Annotated in this window: 24 protein-coding genes; 13 read left to right on the top strand and 11 right to left on the bottom strand. The window is 66.1% G+C overall.

Annotation, left to right across the window (positions count from 1 at the left end; all coding sequences use genetic code 11):
• Positions 1 to 208 precede the first annotated feature (208 nt).
• Genes CBW24_RS17370 through CBW24_RS17360 form a run of 3 tightly spaced genes read right to left on the bottom strand, consistent with a single transcriptional unit; the run spans position 209 to position 3,034 of the window.
• Complete coding sequence (locus CBW24_RS17370) at positions 209 to 1,456, bottom strand: TRAP transporter large permease (protein ID WP_088664500.1); 1,248 nt, start codon at positions 1,454 to 1,456, stop codon at positions 209 to 211.
• Positions 1,453 to 2,007: a TRAP transporter small permease gene (locus CBW24_RS17365; protein ID WP_097374536.1), complete on the bottom strand. Its 555-nt coding sequence runs from the start codon at positions 2,005 to 2,007 to the stop codon at positions 1,453 to 1,455. The genes CBW24_RS17370 and CBW24_RS17365 overlap by 4 nt, the downstream gene beginning before the upstream one ends.
• 1 nt (position 2,008) lies before the next feature.
• On the bottom strand, positions 2,009 to 3,034 hold the full coding sequence (locus CBW24_RS17360; protein ID WP_408636706.1) for a TRAP transporter substrate-binding protein: 1,026 nt from the start codon (positions 3,032 to 3,034) through the stop codon (positions 2,009 to 2,011).
• Between the two features lie 372 nt (positions 3,035 to 3,406).
• Between CBW24_RS17360 and CBW24_RS17355 the strand changes: the two genes are divergently transcribed.
• The 5 genes from CBW24_RS17355 to CBW24_RS17335 all read left to right on the top strand — a co-directional run bounded on the left by CBW24_RS17355 (position 3,407) and on the right by CBW24_RS17335 (position 8,202).
• Positions 3,407 to 4,633, top strand: a complete 1,227-nt coding sequence (locus tag CBW24_RS17355) for an amino acid ABC transporter substrate-binding protein (protein ID WP_088664498.1) — start codon at positions 3,407 to 3,409, stop codon at positions 4,631 to 4,633.
• A gap of 255 nt (positions 4,634 to 4,888) precedes the next feature.
• Positions 4,889 to 5,749 (top strand): branched-chain amino acid ABC transporter permease, encoded by an 861-nt coding sequence (locus tag CBW24_RS17350; RefSeq protein WP_088664497.1) that lies wholly within the window; start codon positions 4,889 to 4,891, stop codon positions 5,747 to 5,749.
• A complete protein-coding gene (locus CBW24_RS17345; RefSeq protein WP_232530363.1) occupies positions 5,746 to 6,738 on the top strand; it encodes a branched-chain amino acid ABC transporter permease in 993 nt (330 codons plus the stop codon). Before CBW24_RS17350 ends, CBW24_RS17345 begins: the two co-directional genes overlap by 4 nt.
• Complete coding sequence (locus CBW24_RS17340; RefSeq protein ID WP_097374534.1) at positions 6,735 to 7,493, top strand: ABC transporter ATP-binding protein; 759 nt, start codon at positions 6,735 to 6,737, stop codon at positions 7,491 to 7,493. Before CBW24_RS17345 ends, CBW24_RS17340 begins: the two co-directional genes overlap by 4 nt.
• Positions 7,486 to 8,202, top strand: coding sequence for an ABC transporter ATP-binding protein (locus CBW24_RS17335; RefSeq protein ID WP_097374533.1), 717 nt, complete (start codon positions 7,486 to 7,488; stop codon positions 8,200 to 8,202). The genes CBW24_RS17340 and CBW24_RS17335 overlap by 8 nt, the downstream gene beginning before the upstream one ends.
• Before the next feature lie 102 nt (positions 8,203 to 8,304).
• On the opposite strand, the gene CBW24_RS17330 is transcribed toward CBW24_RS17335, so the two are convergent.
• The 6 genes from CBW24_RS17330 to CBW24_RS17305 form a co-directional block, all read right to left on the bottom strand.
• Positions 8,305 to 8,871: a MarR family winged helix-turn-helix transcriptional regulator gene (locus CBW24_RS17330; protein WP_232530362.1), complete on the bottom strand. Its 567-nt coding sequence runs from the start codon at positions 8,869 to 8,871 to the stop codon at positions 8,305 to 8,307.
• 43 nt (positions 8,872 to 8,914) lie between these two features.
• Positions 8,915 to 9,469 carry a MarR family winged helix-turn-helix transcriptional regulator gene (locus tag CBW24_RS17325; protein ID WP_232530361.1) on the bottom strand — a complete coding sequence of 185 codons (555 nt, stop codon included), beginning with the start codon at positions 9,467 to 9,469 and terminating at the stop codon, positions 8,915 to 8,917.
• Positions 9,470 to 9,481: 12 nt separating this feature from the next.
• Entirely contained in the window at positions 9,482 to 10,669 is a 1,188-nt protein-coding gene (locus CBW24_RS17320; RefSeq protein ID WP_097374532.1) for a 2Fe-2S iron-sulfur cluster-binding protein, read from the bottom strand.
• Entirely contained in the window at positions 10,666 to 11,484 is an 819-nt protein-coding gene (locus tag CBW24_RS17315; RefSeq protein ID WP_097374531.1) for an FAD binding domain-containing protein, read from the bottom strand. Before CBW24_RS17315 ends, CBW24_RS17320 begins: the two co-directional genes overlap by 4 nt.
• A complete protein-coding gene (locus tag CBW24_RS17310; protein ID WP_097374530.1) occupies positions 11,481 to 13,862 on the bottom strand; it encodes a xanthine dehydrogenase family protein molybdopterin-binding subunit in 2,382 nt (793 codons plus the stop codon). The genes CBW24_RS17315 and CBW24_RS17310 overlap by 4 nt, the downstream gene beginning before the upstream one ends.
• Positions 13,863 to 14,038: 176 nt before the next feature.
• Positions 14,039 to 15,139: an oxamate carbamoyltransferase subunit AllG family protein gene (locus tag CBW24_RS17305; RefSeq protein ID WP_097374529.1), complete on the bottom strand. Its 1,101-nt coding sequence runs from the start codon at positions 15,137 to 15,139 to the stop codon at positions 14,039 to 14,041.
• A gap of 217 nt (positions 15,140 to 15,356) precedes the next feature.
• On the opposite strand from CBW24_RS17305, the gene CBW24_RS17300 reads away from it, so the two are divergent.
• Positions 15,357 to 16,613 (top strand): amidohydrolase/deacetylase family metallohydrolase, encoded by a 1,257-nt coding sequence (locus CBW24_RS17300; protein WP_097374528.1) that lies wholly within the window; start codon positions 15,357 to 15,359, stop codon positions 16,611 to 16,613.
• Between the two features lie 67 nt (positions 16,614 to 16,680).
• Here CBW24_RS17300 and CBW24_RS17295 read toward each other — a convergent pair whose 3' ends face one another.
• The gene (locus CBW24_RS17295) at positions 16,681 to 17,046 is read right to left on the bottom strand and encodes a Rieske (2Fe-2S) protein (RefSeq protein WP_097374527.1); all 366 of its coding nucleotides are present in this window, start codon (positions 17,044 to 17,046) and stop codon (positions 16,681 to 16,683) included.
• Positions 17,047 to 17,184: 138 nt separating this feature from the next.
• On the opposite strand from CBW24_RS17295, the gene CBW24_RS17290 reads away from it, so the two are divergent.
• The gene (locus CBW24_RS17290) at positions 17,185 to 17,424 is read left to right on the top strand and encodes a type II toxin-antitoxin system CcdA family antitoxin (protein ID WP_097374526.1); all 240 of its coding nucleotides are present in this window, start codon (positions 17,185 to 17,187) and stop codon (positions 17,422 to 17,424) included.
• A gap of 7 nt (positions 17,425 to 17,431) precedes the next feature.
• Positions 17,432 to 17,725 (top strand): CcdB family protein, encoded by a 294-nt coding sequence (locus CBW24_RS17285; protein WP_097374525.1) that lies wholly within the window; start codon positions 17,432 to 17,434, stop codon positions 17,723 to 17,725.
• 26 nt (positions 17,726 to 17,751) lie between these two features.
• Here CBW24_RS17285 and CBW24_RS17280 read toward each other — a convergent pair whose 3' ends face one another.
• Entirely contained in the window at positions 17,752 to 18,852 is a 1,101-nt protein-coding gene (locus tag CBW24_RS17280; protein ID WP_097374524.1) for a sensor histidine kinase, read from the bottom strand.
• Positions 18,853 to 19,076: 224 nt separating this feature from the next.
• Here CBW24_RS17280 and CBW24_RS17275 point away from each other — a divergent pair, with 224 nt between their 5' ends.
• The 5 genes from CBW24_RS17275 to CBW24_RS17255 all read left to right on the top strand — a co-directional run bounded on the left by CBW24_RS17275 (position 19,077) and on the right by CBW24_RS17255 (position 26,479).
• Positions 19,077 to 20,147 (top strand): LacI family DNA-binding transcriptional regulator, encoded by a 1,071-nt coding sequence (locus CBW24_RS17275; RefSeq protein ID WP_097374523.1) that lies wholly within the window; start codon positions 19,077 to 19,079, stop codon positions 20,145 to 20,147.
• A 1-nt stretch (position 20,148) separates the two neighbouring features.
• Complete coding sequence (xylA, locus tag CBW24_RS17270; RefSeq protein ID WP_097374522.1) at positions 20,149 to 21,444, top strand: xylose isomerase; 1,296 nt, start codon at positions 20,149 to 20,151, stop codon at positions 21,442 to 21,444.
• A gap of 274 nt (positions 21,445 to 21,718) precedes the next feature.
• Positions 21,719 to 24,217: a cation:proton antiporter gene (locus tag CBW24_RS17265; protein WP_088664483.1), complete on the top strand. Its 2,499-nt coding sequence runs from the start codon at positions 21,719 to 21,721 to the stop codon at positions 24,215 to 24,217.
• Between the two features lie 80 nt (positions 24,218 to 24,297).
• Entirely contained in the window at positions 24,298 to 25,791 is a 1,494-nt protein-coding gene (locus CBW24_RS17260; protein ID WP_097374521.1) for an ATP-binding protein, read from the top strand.
• Positions 25,784 to 26,479, top strand: coding sequence for a response regulator (locus CBW24_RS17255; protein ID WP_232530360.1), 696 nt, complete (start codon positions 25,784 to 25,786; stop codon positions 26,477 to 26,479). Before CBW24_RS17260 ends, CBW24_RS17255 begins: the two co-directional genes overlap by 8 nt.
• Positions 26,480 to 26,507 lie beyond the last annotated feature (28 nt).

Raw genomic sequence — 26,507 nt, 5'->3', positions numbered from 1 at the left:
TAGGGCAGGGGGTTTCGCATGCGAAACCCCCCCCCCGCGTTCCACAACCCAAGTGCTCCGCGCAACCTTTGCGGGCATCTGCTTAGATTATGCAATTTTTGATTGCATTCGCCGTGCGCCCCGCTCACGGCGTTGATGCGCGGCGCGCGCATCCCGTCCGTGCCGCCCCCGGAGTGGCGCTCAGCGGCGCGCTCCGGGGGCCTGCGGGTCACATCAATAGCGGCAGGTAAGTCACGCCGATCAGCACCACGATCAGGGTGATCAGATAGGGGATCACCGCGCGGGCGATCCGCTCCAGCCCGATGCCCGTGACCGAGGACGCGACATAGAGGTTGATCGCCACTGGCGGCGTCACCATCCCAATCGACAGGCCCACCACCATCACGATGCCGAAATGCACCGGATCGACGCCCAGTTGCGTCACCAACGGCAGCAGGATCGGCGTCAGGATGATAAGCGCGGAGGCCGTCTCGAGGAACACGCCGGTCAACAGGATGATGACCAGCACCAGCGCCAGCACGATCCATGTCTCGGACGATAGCGACAGCACGGCATCGGCGATGGCGGCGGGCACTTTCCAGTTCGACAGCGCCCAGCTAAGTGCGGCGGAGGTGGCGATGACGAACATGATGATCGCCGTCGTCATCCCGGCGCGGATGGCCAGCCGGTAGATATCGCGCAGGGACAGGTCGCGATAGATGAACAGCGACACGAAGATCGCATAATCGACCGCGATCACCGCCGCCTCGCTGGGCGTGAACAGCCCCGAGAAGATCCCGCCCAAGATCAGCACCGGCGTCATCAGGCCCCAGAACGCGGAGACGAAGCTGCGGCCAATGGTGCGCAGAGACAGCGGCGCGCCTTTGGGATAGGAGCGGGCGTAGCCTTGGTAAAGCGCGATTGCGACCAAACCGCCGCCCATGGCGAGGCCGGGCAGAATGCCGGAAATAAAGAGCTTTGCCACGGATTCCTGCGCGATCACGGCGTAAAGGATCATCGGAACCGAAGGCGGAATGACCACGCCGATGGTGCCGCCCGCGGCGATCAGGCTGGCGGCGGAGGCAGGCTCGTAGCCTTTCTGCCGCAGCGATGGCACGAGCGTCGCGCTGACGGCGGCGGTGGTCGCCGCGCCAGAGCCGGAGATCGCGGCAAAAAACATCGCCGCAAGGATCGACACCACCGACAACCCGCCGCGCAGCATCCCGACCATGGCATCGGCCAGCGCCACGAGCTTTTCGCTGATCTTGCCCGCGGCCATGATATCGCCCGCAAGGATGAACATCGGCACCGCGACCAGCGCGAAGCTGTCGATGCCCGCGAACATCTGTTGCGGCACGACCAGAAGCGGCGTGCCGCTGCCCCAGATCGCGGTGAGCGTGCCTGCGCCGATGGCCACGGCGATGGGGGCGCCGGCCAGCATGAGCACAAGGAAGATGCCGAACAGTATCAGGCTCACGGGCGGTCCTCGGTCACTGGGAGGGTATCGGGGGCGGGCGTGTCGGGCGTGGGCAGGGGGACATCCGGCGCGGCGGGGCCGTGAATGTCGCGCCCGGTGATCGCACGCAGCAGGCTCAGCAGCGCCATGATGGTGGAGCAGGCGGGGATCACGGAATAGATATAGAGCATCGGCACCCGCAGCGACGCGGATTTCTGGAAGCTCTGCAATTGCATGTAGCGCCATGCGACGATGGCCAGCGCAACGAAAAAGGCGCAGGCGGCCAGTTGGCTGATCCGGGCGACACGGCGGGCGTTTTTAGGCGACAGCCGGTCGGTCAGCACGGTGACGGCGATATGGCGGCTTTCGGCCAGCGCCAGCACGGCGCCGAGGAAGGTCAGCCACACCAGCAGGTAGCGCGCGACCTCTTCGGTCCAGCCAAGGGCGGTGAAGGCGGTGCGGAATACGATCTGCGCGGTGATGACCACCACCAGCGCGGCGACCGCCAGAAAGACGACCGGGCGCAAAAGCGCCCGGATCGCGGTTTCAATGGTGCCGGCAAGGCGCTCCATCTTAGTTCAGCTCGGACCGGATGCGGTCGAGGTAATCGCCGAACTGTTCGCCATACTGGTCGTAGACCGGCTGCACCTTGGCTTGGAAGGCGGCGAGATCGGGATCGGTGTTGATCTCCATGCCGCGCTCGCGCAGGGCGTCGAGCTGCTTTTCTTCCATCTGGGCGTTCATGTCGCGTTCATAGGCGGAGGCCTCGCGCGCGGCTTCGACCAGCACGTCCTGTGCGGCTTCGTCCAGCTGGCTCCAGATCGGCAGGCCCATCACGAACAGCGCGGGCGCATAGGTGTGCCGCGTCATGGTCATGTAGTCTTGGGTTTCGTCCAGCTTGAACGAATCCACCACGTTGACCGGGTTTTCCTGCCCGTCGATCGTGTCCTGCTGCATGGCGGTCAGCGCTTCGGTCCACGCCATCGGCACGGCATTGGCGCCAAGCGCGCGGAACGTGTCGATATAGACCGGGTTTTCCATGACGCGGATGCGCATGCCTTCCATGTCGGCGGGGCTGGACACCGCGCGCTGGCTGTTGGTCAGGTTGCGGAAACCACGTTCGGCATAGGCCAGACCCTTCAGGTTGACCTCGGACAGGCGGTCGAGAAGCTCCTGACCGATCTCCCCGTCGAGCACGCTATAGGCGGCCTCGCGGGACGGAAACAGGAATGGCAGTTCGAACACGGCCATCTCTTCGAGGAAGTTGGACACCGGACCGTTGGTGATGATGCCCATGTCGATGGAGCCGATCTGCATGCCTTCCAGCAGCGTGCGCTCATCGCCGAGCGACGCGTTGGGGAAGATCTCGACCGAGATCTTGCCACCGGTGCGCTCATCCACCAGATCGCGGAACTTCTCGGCGGCGATGTGGAAGCCGTCCTGCTCGTTGACGACATGCGCAAGGCGCAGTTCCACCGGCTCCATGTCGGCGAAGTCTTCGGGTGCGGCGAGGGCGGTCGTGGCAGAGAGCGCCGCGATGCCGGTCGTTGCGGAGATTGCCGTGATTGCGGCAATGAAATTACGTCTGAACATGGTCATTCCTCCCGACGTGTAAATCTGCCGTAGTCATGTATTGAGTGCGAAGGGAGGTCAACCACATGGCCCGTGCGTTTTAAGGCCCCCCGAGCGCGTCCTCAGCGGGCCCCGGCCGGACCGGGCGCGCCGCCATGCCGCCCGAAATCCGCGCGGCACCGCCGGGCCAAGCAGACACATCCCGCTGGATTGCAATGCATCGCCGCGCCGCAGCGCACCAATTTTAACCTTTGGGCAATTTGGACGCGGCGGGGTGCCGATGACGTTTGGGCAACATTTAGTTGTATGTATAACCATTTTCAGGATGTGGACGTGCCGACCCCCACGCCGCGGCTTTCGCGGGACGCACGGGGCGGCACTGCAAAAAGGGACTGAACGATGGGCAACAAACTCAACAAGCCATTGAACACTATGGCACTACTGGCCGGTGCCATGACCGTGGCCGGGGCTGTCGGCACCGCCGCGCAGGCCGCTGACGGGGTGCTGCGGATCGGCACGCCGCTGGCGCTGACCGGCGGGCTTGCCGATGAGGGCCACAAGCAGGCGCTGGTCTGGAAGATGTGGGTCGACAAGGTGAATGCCGCAGGCGGTCTGACCCTCGAAGACGGGACCAAGCTGCCGGTCGAACTGATCGAATACGACTACCAGACCGACGGCAAACGCGCGGGTCAGTTGGCCGAGAAGCTCATCAACGACGACGAGGTCGACGTGCTGATGGCGCCGTTCGGGTCCGGCCACACCAAAATCGTCGCCGCCGTGGCGGAGCGCTACCAGATCCCCGTGGTCGCCTGTGTCGCCTCCTCCACCTCGGTCTATGACCAAGGGTTCAAGTATCTGTTCGGCACGCTGGCCCCGAATACCGGCATGACCGACTCGATGGTTACCTATTTCCAAGAGCATATGCCGGAGCTGAAGACGCTGGCCGTCTATGGCCGCGATGACGTGTTCCCGAAATCCATGGCGACCGCCATTTCGGATTCAGCCAAGGCCGCCGGGATCGACGTGGTCTATGACGAGCTTTACGCCGTGGGCAGCATCGACCATTCCGCCGCGATGTCGTCGATGAAAGGGCTGGAGCCCGACTGGATCTACATGACCGGCTACACCCAGGACCTGATCCTTGGGCGCAAGCAGATGGAAGACATGGGGATCAGCGCCCCCATCATCACGATGGTCACCGGCCCGGCCTATAAGGAATTCACCGAAGGTCTGGGCGATCTGGCCAATAACGTCACCAGTTCGACATGGTGGCACCACGCGACCGGCTACACCGATGTGCCGGGTGTGTGGGGATCGACCGATGCCTTCTATCAGGACTTCCTCGAAGTGAGCGGCGGCGAAGATCCCGACTATGTCCACGGCTCCTGCGCCGCGGCGATGGAAGTGGTGGCTGATGCGACGGTGCGCGCGGGCGGGACCGATCCGGTGGCGATGCGCGATGCGCTGGAAGCCACGACGCTCGAGACCTTCTACGGGCCCATCGAATTTGGCGACAACGGCATGAACCAAGGCCGCGAAATGCCGATGATTCAGGTGCAGGACGGCGCGATCAAGATCCTCTATCCCGAGGCGATCTCGGACGCGGAAATGACGCTGGTCGAATGACCGGCGCGTGGTGATCGGCGCCCTTTGACGGGCCGGGGGCGGCGGACCGGAGTGCGGCGCGTCACCCCGGACCGGCGACGGGATCGAGGCAGGCAGGCAACAGGGCAGGCGGTGGTGCGCAAGGCGCGCGACCGCCTGCACCGCATGGCCCGCCCGGCCAAGACCCCGCCAAACGCCCCCGTCAAAGCCGCGCCGCATCTTCGACGATACGCAGGCCGGATGCCTCCGGTCGACATTCTCGCCAAAGGAAACACCATGGGTTTCGCACAGATACTCGCCAACGGGATGGTGCTGGGCACGCTTTATGCCTGCATCGCCATCGGCTTCTCTCTGGTCTGGGGCGTCTTGAACGTCATCAACATGCTGCACGGCTCGTTCATCGTGCTGGGCGGCTACCTGACCTTTTTCGCGTGGTACTATATCGGGCTCAATCCGATCCTTGTGCTGCCCTTCGTGGCGGCGCTGCTGTTCGGGCTGGGCTATGTGCTGCAATACACGCTCATCAACAAGGTGGTCGCCGCGCCAGTGCTGACCACGCTGACGCTGACCTTCGGGTTGGACATGATCCTGTATAACCTGATGACGGTCTATTTCACCGCCACGCCGCGGCGGGTGTCGCTCGATTTCGGGCGGATCGATTTCATGGACGTGTCGATGCCGGTGGACCGGCTTCTGGGCATGGGGCTGGCGCTGTTGCTGACGGGGCTGCTGTATCTGGTGCTGCGGGCGTCGACCATCGGGCGGGCGATTGTCGCGGTGCGAATGGACCGCGAAGCCGCCGCGCTGATGGGCATCCGCGTGAACCGGATCTACGCCATCACATTCGGCATCAGCGCGCTGATGGCGGGTGCCGCGGGGGCGGTGTTCAGCATGGTGTTCCCGATCACCACCAATCTGAGCGGCACCTTTCTGGGCAAGGCATTTGTGATCTGCGTCATCGGCGGGCTGGGCAGCGTGTCCGGCGCGCTGGTCGGCGGGCTTGCCTTGGGCATCATCGAAAGTTTCGCAGGCGTCTATCTGGGGCCGCAGAACGCGATGACCGTGGGCTTTGTCATCATGCTGGTGCTGCTGATCGTGAAACCGACCGGGCTGGTCGGCGTGAAGGGGTATGAATGATGCCGCGTAAATCAAACTGGCCCTTGGTCATCATGGCGGTCTGGGTGCTGATCCTTGCCACCGTGCCTACGGCATTGGGCAATTACGAAATGCGGATCGCGATTTCGATCGCGATGTTCACCGCGCTGGCGCTGTCGTGGAATTTCATCGGGGGCTATACCGGCTATCCGTCGTTTTCGACCGCCGCGTTCTACGGGATCGGCTGCTATGTCGGTGCCTTGGCGCAGCGCAACGGCGTTCCCGCCGCGGCGGCATGGCTGGCGGCGGCGGTGGTCGTGGGCGGCATTTCCTGGGCCATTGGCTCGGTCGTGCTGCGGCTGAAGGGGCATTACTTTGCCATCGGCTCCATCGCGTTGGTCGATGTGTCGCGTCTGGTGGTGTCGTCCTGGGGCAGCCTGACCGGGGGCGGCGACGGTCTGAACGTGCCGCTGCTGGATGGCCGCCCGCCCGAAGTGTCCGGGCTGGTGCTGAAGGTGATGCTGTTCATCATGGTCTGCGCCTTTATCGCCAATGTGATCGTCGATCGCACGCGGCTTGGGTTCGGGCTGCGCTGCATCGAGCAGAACGAGGATGCCGCCGATATGGTGGGCATCAATGCGACCCGCTACAAAACCGCGGCCTATGTCCTGTCGGCGGTGTTTCCGGCGGCGGTGGGCGCGGTCTATGCGTCGTGGGTCGGCTATATCGACCCGACCGACAGTTTCGCGATCCTCTTGACGATCAAGGTGCCGGTGATGGTGCTGTTGGGCGGCGCGGGCACGCTGCTGGGTCCGGTGGTGGGGGCGGTCGCCTTCATCCTGCTGGAAGAGGTGTTCTGGGCGAACTTCCTTGAATGGAACCGGGCGATCATGGGCGCGATCATCGTGCTGCTGATCTTCTTCCTGCCGGGCGGTCTGTTGAAGCTGGACTATCGCGGGATCATCGCCGGGGTGCAGCGCCGTCTGCGCCCGGCCCGGGCCGCGGTCCAACCGGAAAGGAAAGCAGGATGAGCGCGCTTCTAGAACTTGATGGCGTGTCGCGCAGCTTCGGCGGGGTGAAGGCGGTCAATGACGTGTCGTTCACCCTGAAGGAGGGCGAGATCGTCGCGCTGATCGGACCCAACGGGGCGGGCAAGACCACGCTGGTCAACCTGATCACCGGGGTGCACACGCCCGAAGCGGGCAAAGTCCTGTTCCAAGGCGAAAATGTCACCCGGCAGAAACCGTTTCAGGCCGCGCGTCGCGGGCTGGCGCGGACCTTCCAGATCGTGCAGCCGTTTCCGCGCATGACGGTGCTGGAAAACGTCGCCGCCAGCGCCTTGTTCGCGGGCAGCCATGACGGGATGGGCGATGCCTATGACAATGCCCGGCGCGAGCTGGAATTCGTGGGGCTGGCCCATGTGGCCGACACGCCCGCGGCGTCGCTGACCCTGCCCAACCGGAAGCGTCTGGAACTGGCGAAAAGCCTTGCCATGCAGCCGAAGGTTCTGCTGCTCGATGAGGTCAACGCGGGCCTCAACGCGACCGAGATCGACGGCGCGCTGGACCTGATCCGGCGCATCGCCGCGCGTGGCGTCAGCATCCTTATCATCGAACATCTGATGAAGGTGGTGCTGTCGGTGTCACAGCGGGTTCTGGTGCTGCATCACGGCCAACTGATCGCCGAAGGCCCGCCGCAGGAAATGGTGCGCGACCGGCAGGTCATCGAGGCCTATCTGGGTCCGAAATTCGCGGAACGCTTTCAGATGGAGGGCGCACATGTCTGATCCGTTGTTGCAGATCGAAGGGCTACAGGCCGGTTACGGCGATGTGCAGGTATTGTGGGATGTGACGATCCGGGTGATGCCCGGCGAAATCACCTGCATCGTCGGCTCCAACGGCGCGGGCAAGACGACGTTGCTGCGCACGGTGTCGGGGCTGATCCAGCCCCGCGCGGGCAGCATCCGCCTGCAGGGTCAGGAACTGGCCGGTGAAACCGCCGATGCGGTTCTGGGCGCGGGCATCGCCCATGTCCCCGAAGGCCGCCGCCTGTTCAAGGGCATGTCGGTGCGCGATAACCTGTTGCTGGGCGCCTATCTGCGCCGCGACCGGCAGGAGGTGGAGCAGGATCTGGAATTCGTGCTCGACACCTTCCCGATCCTGAAGGAACGCGCGCATCAGGATGCGACCACCATGTCGGGCGGCGAGCAGCAGATGTGCGCTATCGGACGCGGGATCATGTCGCGGCCCAAGCTGTTGATGATCGACGAATTGTCGCTCGGACTGGCGCCGCGTCTGGTGGATACGCTGGGCGAGGCGCTACAGGCGGTGAACCGCACCGGTCTGACGATCCTGCTGGTGGAGCAGGATGTCATCACCGCGCTGGAACTGGCCTCGACCGGGTTCGTGATCGAAACCGGGCGGGTGACGATGACGGGCAGCGCCGATGCGCTGGCCGACGATCCCCGCATCAAGGAAGCCTATATGGGGCTGTAGCCTGAACGCCCGCGCCCGATGCCCGGTGGGGCGGGGCGGTCGTAAAGCCAGGGGTCCGGAGGCGCGATGCGTCCGGGCCCCTTTTCTATTGCGGGGGGCAGTTCAGGCGTCGGGCTCGGCTGTGCCGTCGGCATGGCGGGGATCGAGATCCAGCCGGTCGTCCTGTCCGGTCTTGGCCTGCACGATCTGCGCCATCAGCGTGACCAGCGTATCGCGGTCGGCGGGGCTTAGATCCTCCAGCGTGCGGATATGGGCGCGCTCGGCGGCGGCGTCGATCACATCGAGCAGCGCGCGCCCCTCGGCGGTCAATTCGATAAGCCGCACCCGCCGGTCATTGGGCGAGACTCGCCGCCGCACCATGCCGCGCCGCTTCATCCGCTCCAGCAGATCGACGACGTTGGTTTTATCGACCGCAATCTGCAATGCCAGCGCGGTCTGGGGCAGGGGGCCCGATTGCGACAGGGCCGACAGCACCGAATACATCAGGGGCGACACGCCGTGGCGGCCGCATTCATCCTTGAACAGCGCGGTGTGTATCTGGTGCAAGCGCCGGATCAGAAAGCCGGGTCGCGCGCGCAGCGGATCGTCGCGCCACGGGCTGCTGCCCGCAGAAGCGGGGGCAGCTGTGGCGGGCGGATGGTCTGTCATGTCGTGATCGGACTGGGGCATGGCTCCGCTCTAGCCTTGGCTGCCGGGGAAGGGCAAGACGCGCTCAGCCGGATTTGCGCTCCAGCCCCTCATAGGCGGCGATGATCTTCTTCATGTGGGTCATCAGCTGATCCTGCTCCTGCGGGGTGAGCGGGGCGATGGTGCGGGCATGGGCGCGCGCGGCGGAGGCCTCGATCCGGGTCAGCAGGGTCTGGCCGACATCCGTCAGGCTGGTGATCTTGCTGCGGCGGTCGGTGGCCGAGACCCGGCGGCGCACCAGTTTGCGCTGCTCCAGCCGTCGCATCACATCGGCGGTGCTGGTGCGGTCCAGCCCCACGGCGCGCGACACGGCGATCTGTTCGGAAGGGCCCATGTGATACAGCGCGGTCAACACGCTGTATTGCACCGGGGTGATGCCCTCGCCCGCGCATTCGTGACTGAACAGCGCCATATGGATCTGGTGCATCCGGCGGATCAGGACGCCGGGGCGTTCGTGCAGATCGGTGCGGGACCAATCGCCAAGCGCGGCGTCGTCGAGCGCGCCAGTGTCGGGTCCAGTGTCGGCTGCGGCGTCGCCGGGGGTGGGGCGGGTCAGCCCCGTGGTCTGGCCATGGTCCAAATCCGGTCCTCCTCAGCCGCGTTTCGGGAGCCGGACGATACGCCGGATCACCCCGAATAGCAAAGCCAGCGTGCCCGGCGCGGCGGCGGGTTCGGCAGCGGCATTCCGGCCCTGCGCGCGGGCGACGAGGTTGGCGGTGAAGCTGTCGAGGATCTGGTCGACGACGGCAGCGACGATGCCGGGGCGACCGATCTGGGCCAGCGGACCGCCGATCTTATACAGCATCTCGACCTCCAGCCGACAGCCGGGCGTGGCCGCATCCCGATCGGTGAGCGAGAAGCCGATCTGCCCCTGCGCCCGTGACCGGCTGGAGCCATCGCCGCCGCTGCCGCTGACCGTGCCGGTCCGGGCGGCGTCATCATAATCGACATAGGCCGTGCCGCGGAAGCTGGCCTTCATCGGACCGATCCGGGTGGTGTAGCTGCCGATGACCCGGCCTTCGGCATCGACCTGTTCGATGGCGGCGCCGGGCAGGCAGGCGGCCACGGCGTGAATGTCGCGCAGCACCGGCCAGAGCTGATCGGCGGGCAGGTCCAGATCGACCGCGCGGTGGAGGCGGGTGCCATCGGTCAGCGGTGCGGGGCGGCTGGCGGGCAGTGCCGGGGCCGTGTCGGCGGCGGACTGGGCGGGCGCAGCGGGAGCGGGGGCGACCGCGCCGCTCAGGACCCCGACCCCGACGGCGGCTCCGATTGCGGGCGTGCGAACCGGGGCGGCGGGAATCGCATGGGGGCCGTCGGCCAGCACCGCGCGGATCGCGGCGACGATGCCCATATAGCCAGTGCACCGGCATAGGTTGCCCGACAGTTCTTCGCGAATGCGCGCTTCGTCCGCGTCGGGCAGGCGGGTCACGATGTCATAGCCGGTGGCGAGCATCCCCGGTGTGCAGAAGCCGCATTGCAGGCCGTGATGCTGTTTGAACGCCGCGCGCAGCCGGGCCATCAGCGGATCGTCGGAGAAATCCTCGATCGTGCGGATATCGCGCCCGGCGCAGGCGGCGGCATAGGTGATGCAACTGCGCACGGGGCGGCCATCCTGCATCAGGGTGCAGGCGCCGCACACGCCGTGTTCGCAGCCGATATGGGTGCCGGTCAGGGCCATATCCTCGCGCAGGAAATCGGCCAGATGGGTGCGGTGTTCCCCGGAATGGGTGACCTCGCGCCCGTTGACGGAGAAGGTGGCAGAAGCGGGTGCGGTGGTCATGCGGGCGTCCCTTCGGTGAGGCTGGCAAGCGCGCGGCGGGTCGCGGTGATTTGCAGGGTCAGGCGCGCGGGCGACAGGTCGGGCAGGGCGGCGGTCACCACCTGCGACGCATCAGCCTGCCCGTCGATCAGCGCGCGGGCGTCGGGCAACAGGACCGGCGCGCGGTCGAGCGCACCCGCCAGCACGCGGTAGTCCCCGCGCGCGGGATCGGCGAGAATGGCCGCGCTGGCCTTGGCAAACTCGCCCTGCTTGCGGCAGAATTTCCAATAGGACCAGCGCGCGGCGGGCGTGCGGCGGGGGATGCGGATGGCGGTGATGACCTCCCCCGGGGCCAGCGCGGTGGCAAGCGGGCCGGTGATGAAATCGTTCAGGGCCATGTCGCGCGGCGCGGTGCCGCCCGCCAGCCGCACCGACGCGCCAAGCGCGATCAGCGTGTTGACCCAATCGGCGGCGGGATCGGCATGGGCCAGACTGCCGCCGATGGTGCCGCGGTTGCGCACCGCGCGATAGGCGATGCGGCGGGCAATCGCGGGCAGCCAGCCGGGCGTTGCATCGGGCAGGGTGCCGTCCTCGAATTCCGCATGGGTGAGCGCGGCGCCATAGGTGATGGCATCGGCGTCCTCCTCGACGCGGCGAAGCTCCGGCAGGCGGCTGACATCGAGCAACCGCGCGGGCCGGGCCAGCCGCAGGTTCAGCATCGGGCCGAGGGATTGGCTACCGGCGACGGGCTTTGTCTCCGCCGCGGCATCACTCAGCAGCGGCAAGGCGGCGGGCAGGTCGGGCGCGGTCAGAAGCTGGAACGGAGCGGGTTTCATGGGCGGACCTCTTCGGCCAAGGCGGGCTGTGGCTCCGCAGGATCGGCGGCGGCAAGCGCGGCCAGCACCCTGTCGGGCGTGATCGGCAGGTCGGTCACCCCGGCGCGCAGGGGGCGCAGCGCATCGTTGACCGCATTGCCGATGGCGGCGGGCGGGCCGATGGCGCCGCTTTCGCCGATGCCCTTCTGGCCAAAGCGGCTGATCGGGGAGGGGGTCACCATATGGTCGATCGGGATCGAGGGCACCTCGCCCGCGCCGGGCAGCAGGTAGTCGGCCAGCGTGGTCGCCAAAGGCTGCGCCGCGTCGTCAAAGGGCATTTCTTCGTAAAGCGCGGTGCCGATGCCCTGCGCCGCGCCGCCCCAGACCTGACCGTCAACGACCATCGGGTTCACCAATGTGCCGCCATCCTCGACGATGCGGTAATCCAGTATCTCGACCCCGCCGGTGCCGGTATCGACCGCCACGACTGCCGCGTGACAGGCATAGGAAAACGTGCCGGTGTCGCGCACCGTCTTATACCCCGCCGTGCTTTCCAGCCCGTGGGGATCGACCCCGGCGGGCAGATCTTGGGGGCGGTGATACCAGATGCCTGCCACATCGCGCAGGGTGACGGAGCCTGCGGCGCAGCGGGCCTCGGCCCCGGTTAGCTGGATCGTATCGGGATCGGCCTGCAACAGCGTGCCCGCGATGGCGCGGATGCGGAGGCTGAGTTCTTCGCAGGCGGTGGCGACGGCACCGCCCGCCATCACCATGCAGCGCGACCCCCATGTGCCGGTGGAATAGGGGGTCAGCGCGGTATCGCCATGCACCAGCCGCACCCGGTCGGGCGCGATGCCCAGCACCTCATGCGCGACCTGCGCCAATGTGGTCTCAAGGCTCTGGCCGTGGCTGTGCACGCCCACGCGCAGTTCCAGCCCGCCATCGGGGGTGAGCCGGGCGGTGGCCTGTTCGAACCCCGGCACCATCGGGATGCCCCAGCCGGAATAGACCGAGGTGCCATGCGCGCCCTGCTCGCAGAAGATCGACAGCCCGACCCCGATGCGGCGGGGATCGTCCGCCGCCTGCGCCTGTTGCCGGGCGCGCAGCGCGGGTAGATCGAGCGCCTGCACCGCGCGGTCCAGACAGGCCGGGTAATCGCCGCTGTCGAAAATCTTGTTGGTGATATTGGTGAAGGGCATCTGATCGGCGGCGACCAGATTGCGCCGGCGGAATTCCGAAGGCTCCATCCCCAGTTCGGCGGCGAGCCCATCCATCACCAGTTCCATTGCGAAACAGACCCCAGTGCGGGCGACGCCGCGATAGGGCAGGATCGCGGGCTTGTTGGTGGCGACGGACCATGTGCGGCAGCGGTAGCCCTCCATCTGGTAGGGTCCGGGCAGGATCGATCCGACCTGCGCGGCCTCCAGACAGGCGGAGAATGGATAGGCGGAATAGGCGCCGCTATCGACCACCGCCTCGCAATCCACCGCCAGCAATCGGCCGTCGGCGGAGGCATAGCCGGTGATGTCATACCAATGTTCCCGGCAGTTGGCGTTCCCGGCAAGCTGCTCGCGCCGGTCCTCGATCCAGCGGACGGGGCGGCGCAGGTGCATGGCCAGCCAACCGAGGCAGACCTCTTCGGCCAGCAAGATACCTTTGTAGCCAAAGCCGCCACCGACATCGGGTGCGACGACGCGGATGCGGCCCTGATCGAGCCCCAGACATTCGGCCAGCCCGTTGCGCACGATATGGGGCATCTGGGTGGCGGTGTGGATCACCAACTGGTCGGCATGATCGTCATACCACGCGACGACGCCACGGCCTTCGATCGGGGACATGCATTGGCGGGCGGTGCGATACTGACGGCGGAAACTGACAGTCGCGCCCTCCGTTGCGGCGTCGAAGCCGGTTTCTACCCCGCTTTCGAGAAACACGTTTTCAGGCCAGCCGGGATGCAGCACCGGGGCGTCCGCGTCGCGGGCCTTCAGCATGTCATGCACGGCGGGCAGGGTGTCATAGTCCAGCGCGATGCTGTCGGCGATGTCTTCGGCTTGGGCACGGGTGGCGGCGACGCAGGCAGCGATGGGCTCGCCCACATGGCGGATGCGGTCGGAGGCCAGCACCGGCTGGATCGAACTGCGAAAGCCGGGCAGGCCACTGTCGGCGCGGATGCCCTGCACCCCGGTCAGATCGGCGGCGGTAAAAACCTGATGCGCCGCGCCTTCGGGCGTGGCGATGCCGGTGATGTCCGCATGGGCGACGGGGCTGCGCAGAAACGCGACATCGAGCATCCCCGGCAAGCGAATATCCCCGACGAACCGCCCGCGCCCTTCCAGCAGGCGGTCATCCTCCAGCCGGGGCAGTGACGCGCCGACGCCGTGGTGCGAGGTTTCGGGCATGGGCGGGCTCCCTCTAAAATGGCTGCGCGCGCGGGGCGGCGGGTCTGGCCCAGCACTAGCGACGGACATAGGAAGTGCAGCCAATTATCAGTATGCATCCTAAATTTTATCGCAGCAGATACCGCATATGCCGTTTCTTTAAGCGGAAGGCCGCGGGATCGGGCGGTTGGCGATGTTCAGGGCGCGGGCCACGGGGCGATGCCCCGCCCGATCAGCCCCTCGCCGCCCGCCCCGAGCATGGCCAGCATGATGCCCGGATGGTCTGACAGCGCGGTCATCGGCAGGCCAAGCCGGATATCGCCCGGCAGGGCCGGATGCGGGGCGAGGAAACAGGCGCTGGCCTGCGGGGTGAAGGCTTGGGGCGGATGGAACGGGGCAAGCGCGTCGCGCAGCGCAGGGGCGTGACGCAGGATCGCCGCACCCAGACCCAGCGCATCGATCACCGCGCTATCGCCGATGGCGGGCAATACCGGCGCGTCTGGCTTCATCATCGGCCCTACGGGCGCGTGGGCGGGCCGGGCTTCCCAGATGTCGGGTGTGGCAGAGCTTTTCCACCCGAAATCAACGCCATTGCCCCCGGCGGCCACCACCACGGGCGCGCCTTGGCGCGTGGCGAGCGCGGCGCTGAGAACCGAGGCCGCGGCCATCACCGGGTTCAGCCCGAAGAGCGGCGTGCGGATATAGGCGAGAAGGTCCGCGGGCGCGGCGGCAGGGACGGTCAGCGCATCCGCCAGCGCGTCGGTCAACTGCGCGACAGAGCCATGCAGATCGTCGCCCGCGTGGATTGCGGTGTTCATCAGCGGCAGCAAATCCACGCCATCGCCTACCAGATCCACAATATGCGGCAGCCAACCCCGCAGCGCCTTAATGCGGGCAATCTGGGCCTGCGTCTGGCTGTCGCCGAACCGAAGCGCGCCATCCGCCGGGCCGTCATTGACCGGGGTCAGCCGCATCAGGCCGCAGGCCTCGACCCGCAGCACCGGCATGCTGGGGGGCACGACGCAGGCCAGCGGGGTGACCACATCGAAATCCTGCGCCGGGGCCAAATGCACCGCCCCCGAGCGCAGCATTTCGGCGGCCTCGTCGATGGTGTCGGCCCAGCCTTCGGACAGCAGTGCGGCGCAGGCTGCATTCCGCACCGGGACGGGCACTGCATCCGGCGCGGCATAGGGCGGACCGGCATGGAGCAGGGTGCGCGGCGGCAGGTGCGGCACGGCACGGGCAAGGCTGTCACATCCGGTCAGCCGTGGGTGAATTCCTTCCCAGATCGAGGTCATTCTGACGGCTCCTTCAGGCCCGCGTGACGGCGGGGATTGGGGTGGTGTGATGCATGAACTGCCTGCAATTTAGGCATTTGAGTAGCTTGTCAGCTTAGAATAATCAGGATACTGATTAAATCAAGCCGGGTCGACCAGCAGGGTCGCTGGCGGGGCTACCCGCCCCTCCGCCCGGAGCAGTTTCACAGCGACAGCATTGGACGCAGAGAGGTAAGTCATGGAAACGGGGTTCGATACCGTCCTGAAGGGCGGGCGCGTGATTGATCCGGCGACGGGGCGCGACGGGGTGTTCGACGTGGGCGTGAAGGGCGGCAAGATCACGGCTATCGAGCCGCAGATCAGCGCCCCGGCGACCGAAACCATCGACGCCACCGACAAGGTGGTGATCGCCGGGATGATCGACACGCACGGCCATATCTACCAGCATGTCACCGGCAAATTCGGTCTGAACCCCGACATGGTTGGTGTCCGCTCCGGCGTGACGACGATCATCGATCAGGGTGGCCCCAGCTGCATGACGCTGGGCGGGTTCCGGCATTTCTTGGCCGACACGTCGAAAACCCGTCTGTTCTGCTTTATCTCGGCCTATCTCGTCGGCGGGCTCGAAGGGCATATGTATCCCGACCTTTACGGCCCCATCGGTGTGAACCCCGAACACACGATCCGTGTCGGGCGCGAGAACCTCGACATTGTGCGCGGTGTGAAGGCGCATGCGGAAATCGGCGGTCAGTCCCGCTGGGGTCTTGAGGTGATCAAGGTCGGCAAGCAGATTTCCCGCGATCTGGGTCTGCCGCTTTATATCCATCTGGGGCAGCTTTGGCCGTCCGTGGAGGAAGGCCCCGTGCCCGATCCCGATGAACTGATCCGGGAACTGGTGCCGATCATGGACGAGGGCGACATGCTGGCGCATCCGTTCACCCGCCATCCCGGCGGCTTTGTATCGGAAACCGGCGAAGTGCACCCGATCGTGTTCGAAGCGATCGAGCGCGGGGTGCGCGTCGATGTGGGGCATGGCTCGCATTTCAGCTTCGAGGTCGCCAAGAAGGTTCTCGATTCGGGCATCAAGCCGTTCACGCTGGGCGCCGACATGCACGGCTATAACGTCACCGTGCCGCCCGAAGGCATGCAGAAGGAAGTGCGCGAATCCAACCCGTTCTTCGGGGTGGCGCCGTTCAACCTGACCGTGGCGATGACCGAGTTGATGACCCTTGGCATGAGTCTGAACGACGTGGTTGCAACCGTGACGCAGAACCCCGCGTCGGTGCTGGGCAAGTCTGATGAGCTGGGCTCCATCGCCGTGGGCCGCTGCGCCGATATTTCGGTGCTGGAGATCATCAACGGACGGTTCAAGCTGTCGGACAACTCGGGTGTCGAGGTCGTCACCGATAAGCTGGTGCGCCCGGTGATGTGCCTGAAGGATGGCGAACGGTTCGACGCGGATTCGCCGCTGATCCCGGATCCGGTTCTGGCCTGATCCCCTGAGACCAGACCGGCAGTGAGGCGTTCGCCCCGTAACGGGGCGGGCGCCTTTTTGCTGTGGGTCAGCCCATGATCCAGACGGTTTTTCGCCCCTCGGGGGGATTGGCGCGCACTGCGGCGGCGTCGACCTCCACCTGTCCGGCGCTGATCCGCGCGGGATAGATCTTCAGGTCGTCGATCCGCCAGCCCGCCGAAACCGCACCGTCATCCAGATCGAACCGCGCGAAATGGCGCGGGCAATGCAGGGTGCAGCCTTCGATACGCCCGCCCGCAAGGTTGGCTTTGTCATGGGGGCACAGGCTTTGAAACGCGCGGGGGCTGCCGTCGGCCAACAGGGTCAGCCCGATCATATGCCCGGCAAAGGCGACCGCGTGAACCTGTCCCGGCGTGATCTGATCCAGCGGAGCAGCAGCTTGATAATCGGACATGCGGGCCCCTTCGATTGCGCAGTATGCTGATGAATGGAGCGTAGCGCGGGGCGGTGGCGGGAGGCAAGCCACGTTGGGCCGGGATTGATCGGCGCCGACGGCGTGTGTATATTGAGTGTGTTCATTTCGGAGTATGCTATGGCCTCCCTCTCCAAACGGCGCACCAATGTCACTATCGACAGCGGCCTTCTCGACGCGGCGCGCAGCTACGGGCTGAACGTGTCGGCGATCAGTGAGGCGGCGTTGGATCAGGCCGTGCGCCGCGCGCAGGCCGACGCGTGGGTCGCCGAAAATCAGGATGCCATCGACAAACGCCGCGACTGGGTTGCGCAGAACGGTGCGCCGCTGGCCCGGTGGCAGGCATGGTCGGCGGACTGATCGGCGCATGGCACAATTTCATGTCTACCGGCTGCCCGATGGGATGGCCGTGCTCGATTTGCAGACCGATCTGATCGAGACCGGCACACGGGTCGTTGCGCCGCTGCTGCCTGTGACCCCGGATCTGCCCGCCATCCGGCGGCTGGAGCCGGTGTTTGAACTGGGGGAGGTGCCGCTGGCCCTGCACACGGCGGAACTGGCAGCGGTGCCTGCGCATCTGCTGACTGTTTCGGTCGCGGATCTGCGGGAGCATCAGGACACGATCCGCGCCGCGCTCGACATGGTGTTTTCCGGGTTCTGAGCGGGGCGCATACCGCGCCCGGTGGATCAGGCCGAAGCGGGCAGCGCGTCGAAGGCAAGCGTCGCGGTCAGCCCCTGCGAGGTGCTTTGCAGCGACAGGTCGCAGTTGAGCTCAAGGCACACGACCTGCGCGATTTTCATCCCCAAGCCAGAACCCTGCGGCGTGTCGGTTTCGCCCATGCCGACGCCATCATCGGCGCAGACAAGCCGCGCCATATCAGCCCCTTCCTGCGCGAGGGTCACCGAGACAGTGCCTGCGCGCCCTTCGGGAAACGCGTGCTTATACGAATTGGTGACGAATTCGTTGAGGAACGTTCCGATTGCCACCGCCTGTTGGGCGCCCACATGCAAAGGCGCGGTTGTCACCTCCAGCCTTACACCGGGAGGTGCCAGACCTTCGAGATGGCTGCACACCGTGCGCACATAGGTGTCGAGCCGCACTTCGTTCTGTTCGTCGGACTGGTAAAGTTGCTGGTGCAGGCGCGACATCGCATCGACGCGCACCAAGACCGATGACAGCGCCTCCTGCGCCTCGGGGGAGGTATAGGTGCGTTTCTGGAACCGCGCGAACGAGGCCAGCGATTGCAGCGAATTTTTCGCCCGGTGGTCGATCTCTTTGCGCAGGATCTCCCCGGAATGCAGAGCCTTGCGCAATTCCAGTTGCGCCATGACCTGATGGGCCAGCACCTTCAGCGTGGTGCGTTGTAGATCGGTCAGTTCCCGGCGTTCGTAATCCAGCACGCAGAGCGTCCCGAGCGGCAGGCCCTCGGACGTTCTCAGCAGCGCCCCCGCGTAAAAGCGCAGCCCAGGCTCCGCTTGGCAGAGTGGATTGTCAGCCATGCGCGGATCGGCAAGCGTGTCGGGGATTTCGACGAAATCATCCTCCAAGATCGCATGGGCGCAGATGGAGCTTTCAATCGGGGTTTCGCGCACGCCAAGGCCGGTTTCGGCCTTGAACCATTGCCGACTGGAATCGATCAGGTTGACCACGGAAATTGGCGTGCCGCAAAGCTGAGACGCAAGTTGCACGATCTCATCGAACGCACGATCAGGATCGGTGTCGAGGATGTCATAGGAGCGTAGCGCCTGCAGCCGGGCGGCTTGGCGGGGATGCCGGGGCGCAATCATTCGGCCATCATTCCGGGGAAAGTTCCTGTCCTGGTGTCGGCGCTGCGCTGGTGCGCACCTCATTATCCCAGATGCACATAGGCGGATTTCCCCAACGCACAAGGTTAGGCCGGGGCGCGGGGCGAAAATCCGGGCGGAAAGGCATGATGATAGACGTCTTGCAAAAAATGATTGACGTCTTTCATCGCGCGTGGTCTTGGGTGGGTCATGCGGAGGAGGCAGAGATGACGGACAGAGCCCCGACATTGTCGGACGTCGCCGCGTTGGCGGGGGTCAGCTACGCCACGGCGGACCGGGTGGTGAACGCGCGCGGCGGCGTGGCCGAAAAATCCGCGCGCCGGGTCCGCGCGGCGGTGCGTCAGCTGGGCTATATCCGCAATGTCGCCGCCGCCAACCTGTCGCAGCGGCGGATTTACCGGTTCGCCGTGGTGCTGCCCGCCGGGCCGAACGCGTTTTTCGCCCATATGCGCGCCTTGCTCGCCGAGGCGCAGGACAGGCTTGCCGCCGACCGTGTGGCCCTTTCGATCATCGAGGTTCCGGCCTTCGACGCCGGGGCGCTGGCGGCGCGGTTGATGGCGCTGGCGGAGGACGACCTTGACGGGCTCGCGCTTGTCGGGACCGACGATGCCGAAGTTCTGACCGCGCTTGCGGCGTTGCGCGCACGCGGGGTGGCGGTGGTGTCGCTGGTGTCCGATCTGCCCGATGCGGCGCGCGATGCCTATGTGGGGATCGATAACGCGGTGGCCGGGCGCACGGCTGCGCGAATGATAGGGCTGGGCCACGGTGGCCGGGCCGGGCGGGTGCTGCCGATCGTCGGGGCGGTCAGCGCGCCGGACCACGCGCAGAGGCTTAACGGGCTGCGCGCTGTGCTCGACCAGCACTATCCCACGCTGACACTTGCCCCCGAAATCGAAGGTCGCGACCGCCATGAGGAGGTGGAGACGCAGCTGACCGCGCGGCTTGCCACTGATCCGGCCATCAGCGCGATCTACAGTATCGGCGCGGGCAATGCCGGCCTGATCCGGGTGCTGGAGCAGTGGCCCGGTGACCGTCCCCATCCGTTTGTCGTAGTGCATGAACTGGTGGCCCATACCCGCGCCGCGTTGGAGCGCGGGGTGATCGACCTAATCATCGACCAGCGCCCCGGCGATGAGATCGCGCTGGCGCTTGGCCGTCTGCGTGAGATCGCCGACCGCACGACCCCTACACGTGCCGCAGAGCCGGTCGTTCCGGCCCTCTACGTCCCCGAAAACCTGCCGCCTGCGACGGCGGCGTCTTTAGCGAAAGAGACCTGACATGTCCGACTTCTTTGGTGACATCGCGCCCGTTTCCTACAATCCCGACGCCGAGGGTCTGGCCTATCGGCATTACAACCCCGACGAGGTCGTGGCGGGCAAACGGATGGAGGATCATCTGCGGTTCGCGGTGGCCTATTGGCACAGCTTTGCATGGCCCGGCGGCGATCCGTTCGGCGGCCAGACCTTTGACCGGCCGTGGTGGGGCGATGACATGGCCGCCGCGCGGCTGAAGGCCGAAATCGCGTTCGAGATGTTCGAGATCCTCGGCGTGCCGTATTTCTGCTGGCACGACGCCGATATCCGCCCCGAAGGTGACAGCTTTGCCGCCAGCAAGCGCAACTTCGATGAGATCATCGACCTGTTCGCGGAGAAGCTCGACAGCTCGAAGGTGAAGCTGCTGTGGGGCACGGCGAACCTGTTTTCCCACCGTCGGTTCATGTCCGGCGCAGCGACCAACCCCGATCCGGACGTATTCGCGTGGTCAGCGGCGACAGTGAAAAACTGTCTCGACGCGACGCACCGTCTGGGCGGCCAGAATTACGTCCTGTGGGGCGGGCGCGAGGGCTATGAGACCCTGCTTAACACCGATCTGGGACAGGAACTGGACCATATGGGCCGCTTCCTGAACATGGTCGTCGATTACAAGCACAAGATCGGTTTTCAGGGCCAGATCCTGATCGAGCCAAAGCCGCAGGAGCCGACCAAGCATCAGTATGATTACGATGTCGCGACGGTCTATGGCTTCTTGCAGAAGTATGGGCTGGAAAAAGAGGTGAAGCTCAACATCGAGCAGGGGCACGCGATCCTTGCCGGGCATTCGTTCGAACATGAATTGGCGATGGCGCGGGAACTGGGGGTGCTGGGGTCCATCGACATGAACCGCAATGACTATCAGTCCGGCTGGGACACGGACCAGTTCCCCAACAATGTGCCCGAAGTGGCGCTGGCCTATTACGAGATCCTGAAAGCAGGCGGATTCGACAAGGGCGGCACCAATTTCGATTCCAAGCTGCGGCGCCAGTCCCTCGACCCGTCGGATCTGATCGAGGCGCATGTGGGGGCGATGGATATCTGCGCGCGCGGGCTGAAAGCCGCCGCACAGATGCTGGAGGACGACGCGCTGGAGGCTCCGCGCCGTGCCCGTTACGCCGGATGGGAGACCCCGGAGGCGCAGGCGATGCTGACCAGCGATCTGGAAACCATTGCCGCGCGTGTCGAGGCCGGCGAGGTCAACCCCGCGCCGCGTTCCGGCCAGCAGGAGAAACTCGAAAACATCGTCAGCCGCTACGTCTGAGCGGTAACGGTCCCCGCGCGCCCTCAGGCGGCGCGCGGGGTCGGGTGCGGCGGGGCGCGGCGTTTGTCAGCCGCACGCGATGCGGAGCCGCATGCCGCCCCGGTGGGGCCCGCTGCGATTGGCGGTGGCGCAAACCTGCGCGCTGCTTCTGCGTCACGTCTGAGCGGCGCTTTCGGCCTCTTGGGACATCGGCTAGAAGGAAGGAACCGCGCGGCGCCTGCTGGGGCGGTGCGTTACCCCCTGACCGACGGACAGAAGCGAACAGACCCGGCCGATGGACATCATCATCATCACCACCATCATCGCCGCGCTGTTTTTGGTGATCGGCGCGGCGGAGCCGCTGGCCGCACGGTTGCGGCTGCCTTACAGCGTGATCCTTGCTGTGCTGGGCAGTCTGATCGGTGCGGCGGCGATCTTTTTTCTGCGCACCGATCTGACCGATGCGCTGAACCCGGTGGCAGAGGCGATCCTTGCGTTGCCGATCCGGTCCAACGTGTTCTTGTATGTCTTTCTGCCGACATTGCTGTTTCAGGCCACGCTGGGGATGAACCTGCGCCGGATGATCGACGACTGGGTGCCGATCCTGACGCTGGCCGTTGTCGCCGTGGTCGTCGCCACATTGAGCGTGGGCTACGCGCTGAACCTTGTCAGCACATTGCCGCTGGCCGCCTGTCTGCTGATCGGCTCGATCGTGTCCACCACGGACCCGTCGGCGGTGGTCAGCATCTTCCGTTCGATTTCGGCGCCGCGTCGGTTGGCCCGGATCATCGAAGGCGAGAGCCTTTTGAACGACGCCGCCGCCATCGCGCTGTTCGGCCTGTTCATGGGGTATGTGATGCTGGGCGTGCCGGACCCGACGCTGAGCGACGCCTTTGCCAAGTTCCCCATGCTGATCGCCGGGGGGGCGGTGGCGGGGTGGCTTACGGCGCAGGCGGCGGTCTGGGTGATGGCGTTTTTTGCGCGGTATGAACGGGCGCAGATCACGGTCTCGGTCGCGGTGCCCTATCTGGCCTATATCGGCGCGGAACAGACCATCGGCGCCTCAGGTGTGATCGCGGTGGTCGCGGCGGGGCTCACGCTGAACCTTGCCGGGCCGGGGCGCTTGCCGCCGCAGGCGTGGACCAACCTGCGCGAGGTCTGGGATCTGCTGGCGCATTGGGCCGGGGCGTTGATCTTTATCCTTGCCGCGCTGCTGATCCCGCGCTTGCTGGACGATCTGCGGATTTCGGACGTGGCGCTGATCGGGGTTGTAGTGGTGGCCGCCGTCGCGGCGCGCGCGGCGATCCTGTTTGGCCTGTTGCCCCTGCTGACACTTGCCCGTGTGTCGCCGCATGTGGAGCGGCCCTACCGCGCCGCGATCCTGTGGGGCGGTCTGCGCGGTGCGGTCACACTGGCGCTGGCGCTGGCCGTGACCGAAAGCATCCGCGTCCCGTCCGAGACCAAGCGGCTGGTTGGTATCCTTGCCACCGGGTTTACGCTGTTCACGCTGCTGGTGCAGGGCACGACGCTACGCGCGGTGATCGGGCGGCTGGGGTTGGACCGGCTGTCGCCCATCGATGCGGCGCTGTCGCGGCAGGTCGTGGCCGTGGCCTTGCAGACGGTGCGCGAGGACGTTGCCAAGACGACCGGCAATTACGAATTGACCCATGACATCGTGCGGGCCGAGGCGAAGCGCTTTGGCCAGCGGCTCGACCGGGCCGTGAAATCCGCCGAAGAGGTGGCCGAGATCCTCGACCGGGACCGGGTTACGCTGGGGCTGATCGCGCTTGCCGGGGCGGAGCGTGACACCATTCTGGCCCGCCTGCGCGAACGCAGCGTGTCGGCGCGGCTGTCGGAACGGGCGTTGACCAATGCCGACCGGCTGATCGAGGCGACCCGCACCGGCGGGCGCAGCGGCTATTCCCGTGCCGGGCGGCGCGCGGTGGGGTATTCGCTGCCGTTCCGGGCGGCGGTGCTGCTGCATAACCGGCTGGGGCTGTCGCGGCCTTTGGCGCGGCTCACGGCTGACCGGTTCGAGCTGTTGCTGTCGCAGCGGTTGATCCTGCGCGATCTCGACAGCTTCATCGACGGGCGCATTCAGCGCATTCACGGGCGGCGCGTGGGCGATCTGCTGCGCGAATTGCTGGCCCGCCGGGTGCAAACCGTGGAAACCGCGCTGGAAGGGTTGCGCCTGCAATATCCCGGCTATGCCGAAGAGCTGGAGCGCCGGTTCATCCGCCGCACCGCCCTGCGGCTGGAGGAGCGCGAATATGCCAGCATGCGCGAGGATGGCCTGATCGGAGCCGAACTGCACATGGCGCTAACGACCGACATTGCCCGCCGTCGTGCCGCCGCCGAACAGCGTCCGCAACTGGACCTTGCCCTGCAGCGGGAGGAACTGGTGCGGCAGTTCCCGCTTTTCGCCGATCTCGACGAGGCGGTGCTGAAACGGCTGAGCCGCGGTCTGACCACCCGTTATGCGAACGCGGGCGAGGTGCTGTTGCACCGCAATTCGACCCCGAAAAGCGTGTTCTTCATCGCCTCGGGCGCGGTGGAATTGGAAAGCGCGGGCCAGACATGGCGCTTGGGCCGGGGGGAGATGTTCGGCCAGATGGCAATCCTGATGCAGCGTCCGCGCCGCACCGAAGGCCGCGCCATCGCGCCATCGACATTTCTGGTGCTGAACGAAGCCCGGTTCAGGCGGCTGCTGCGGCGCAGTCCAACGGTGCAGGAGGCTGTCCGCGCCAGCGCCGAAAAACGCGGATTGTCGATCGAGGGTCTGCTCGACGCATGACGCGCGGGCAGGGCGGGCGCTGCCGCCGCGCGCTGTCGCATCTTCATATTCCCTGCACGGTCGGGGCATAGTGACGGGCGATGATCTGGTCCCGCCTTACTCTTACCGGCAAGCTGCTGGCTGCCGTCGTGCTGCCCGTGCTGCTGGCCATTTTGCTGATGGCTGGTGCGGTGGGCTACAGCATGCGCGCGGGATTTGGCCAGTATCTGTTGGATACCGAGGTGACGGAGTTCCGCGATCTCGCCTCCACGCTGGCAACCCTGCCCGGCGCGGCGGAGGGCTGGCCCGCCCTGCGCGATCCTGCCGCGTGGCTGGCGACGGTCAAACGCTTTGGGCCGGGCGATGGTCTGCGCCCGCCGCCGGAGCATCGACGGTTCAATGGTGGGGCGCAGGAGGGCGCCGAGGGCGGCGGGCCGCGTCCCATGCCCTTCGAGCGGCACCTGCCACCCTATCCGATGCCACTGCCCGGAGGGCCGCTGCGCGGGCCGGATCGGCTTGCGCTGTTTTCGCCCGAGGGGCAGTTGCTGGCCGGGCACGAAGGCGGCCCCGACTGGGCGCAATTGCCCGTGACCGATGCCGAGGGCGAAACGCTGGCGATGCTGCGGCTCTATCCGCTGGGCGCGCCATCGACGGAGGCGGGGAAGCTTTTCATGAACCGGCAGTTGCGCGCGATTTCGGTGGCCGCGCTGATCGCATTGCTTGGGGCATCGACCGTGGCGTTTCTGACCGCCCGTCAATTTTTGCATCCGATCCATCGCATTGGCGCGCATGTGGCGCGGCTTGCGGCGGGGGATCTCTCGAGCCGGCTTGCCGCGGGGCGGCGGGACGAGTTAGGCCGGATGATGCGCGACCAGAACGCGCTGGCCCGCAGTCTGGAGGCCAGCCGCACGCGCGAACGACAATGGGTGTCCGATACATCCCATGAGTTGAAGACCCCGCTGGCGGTGCTGCGCGCAGAGGTGGAAGCGCTGCAGGATGGCATTCGCGCGGCCTCTCCCGAACGGTTAAACGCCATGCACGGCACGGTAATGCGCCTGTCGCGGTTGGTCGATGACCTGCGGCTGCTTGCCAGTGCGGATGAGGCCCGGCTGGAGCTGCATCACCGGCGTGTCGATCTGGCGGCGTTGACGCGGGACGCGGTGGAGGATGCGCGGCGCGCCGGGTTGCCCGACGGGCTCGACTTGCAGATCGACGCGCCGCAGGCGCTGATCGTGCGCGGCGATCCGGGACGGTTGCGGCAGGTGCTGGACAATCTGTTGGACAATGCGCGCCGCTATACGGATGTGCCGGGGCGGATCGTGGTGCGCTGCGTGGCGCAAGGGGCAGAGGTGGAGGTCACCGTTGCCGACAGCGCGCCCTGCCCGCCGGAGGCCAGCCTGCCTAGCCTGTTTGATCGCTTTGCCCGCGCCGACGTTTCGCGCTCGCGCGATCTGGGCGGCTCGGGACTGGGGCTGTCGATCTGTCGGTCGCTGGTCGCGGCGCAGGGCGGCACGATCGAGGTCGCCCCGTCAGACATGGGCGGTCTGCGCTTCTGCGTGCGGCTGCCGCTGAACAAGGATGAAACGAATGACTGAGACACTGCGCAAGATCCTCGTGGTCGAAGACGAGCACGCCTTGGCAGAGGTGCTGCGCGATTACCTGCTGGCCGCCGATATGGAGGTGGATTTGCGCCACGACGGCACCGGTGCAGTTCTGCAGGCGCTGTCGGAACGCTATGATCTGCTGGTGCTGGATCTGATGCTGCCGGGCACGGACGGGTTGTCGATCTGCCGCGAAATCCGCGCCGCGGGCAGTGACCTTCCGATCATCATGACCACCGCCCGCGTCGAGGAAATCGACCGCCTGTTGGGGCTGGAACTGGGGGCTGATGACTATCTGTGCAAACCCTATTCGCCCCGCGAACTGGTGGCGCGGATCAAGGCGGTGCTGCGGCGTCGTCCCGCGCTTGCCCCGACGGAGAGCGCGCAGGGCCAGCGGCTTTCGCTCGATCTGGAGGCATGGCGCGCCCGGGTTGACGGCGTGCGTCTCGACCTGACCCGCCGCGAATTTTCGCTGCTTGCGACCCTTGCCGCCCGCCCGGGTAAGGTCATGTCGCGCGACCAATTGCTGGATCTCGCCTTCCCTGAGGACAGCGAAATCTACGACCGCACCATCGACAGCCATGTCCGCAACATCCGACGCAAGATCGCGTCGGTGTCGGATCTCGATCCGATCCGCTCGGTCTATGGCGTGGGCTACGCGTTCGAACTGCCTGACACCTGAAGGCCACGGTCGGCGGAACTTCTGCGGC

Source organism: Pacificitalea manganoxidans (genome assembly GCF_002504165.1).
In the GTDB taxonomy this organism is placed as follows: domain Bacteria; phylum Pseudomonadota; class Alphaproteobacteria; order Rhodobacterales; family Rhodobacteraceae; genus Pacificitalea; species Pacificitalea manganoxidans.
Note: the sequence above shows the minus strand (reverse complement) of the source record. Positions and strands in the feature narration are given on the sequence as shown.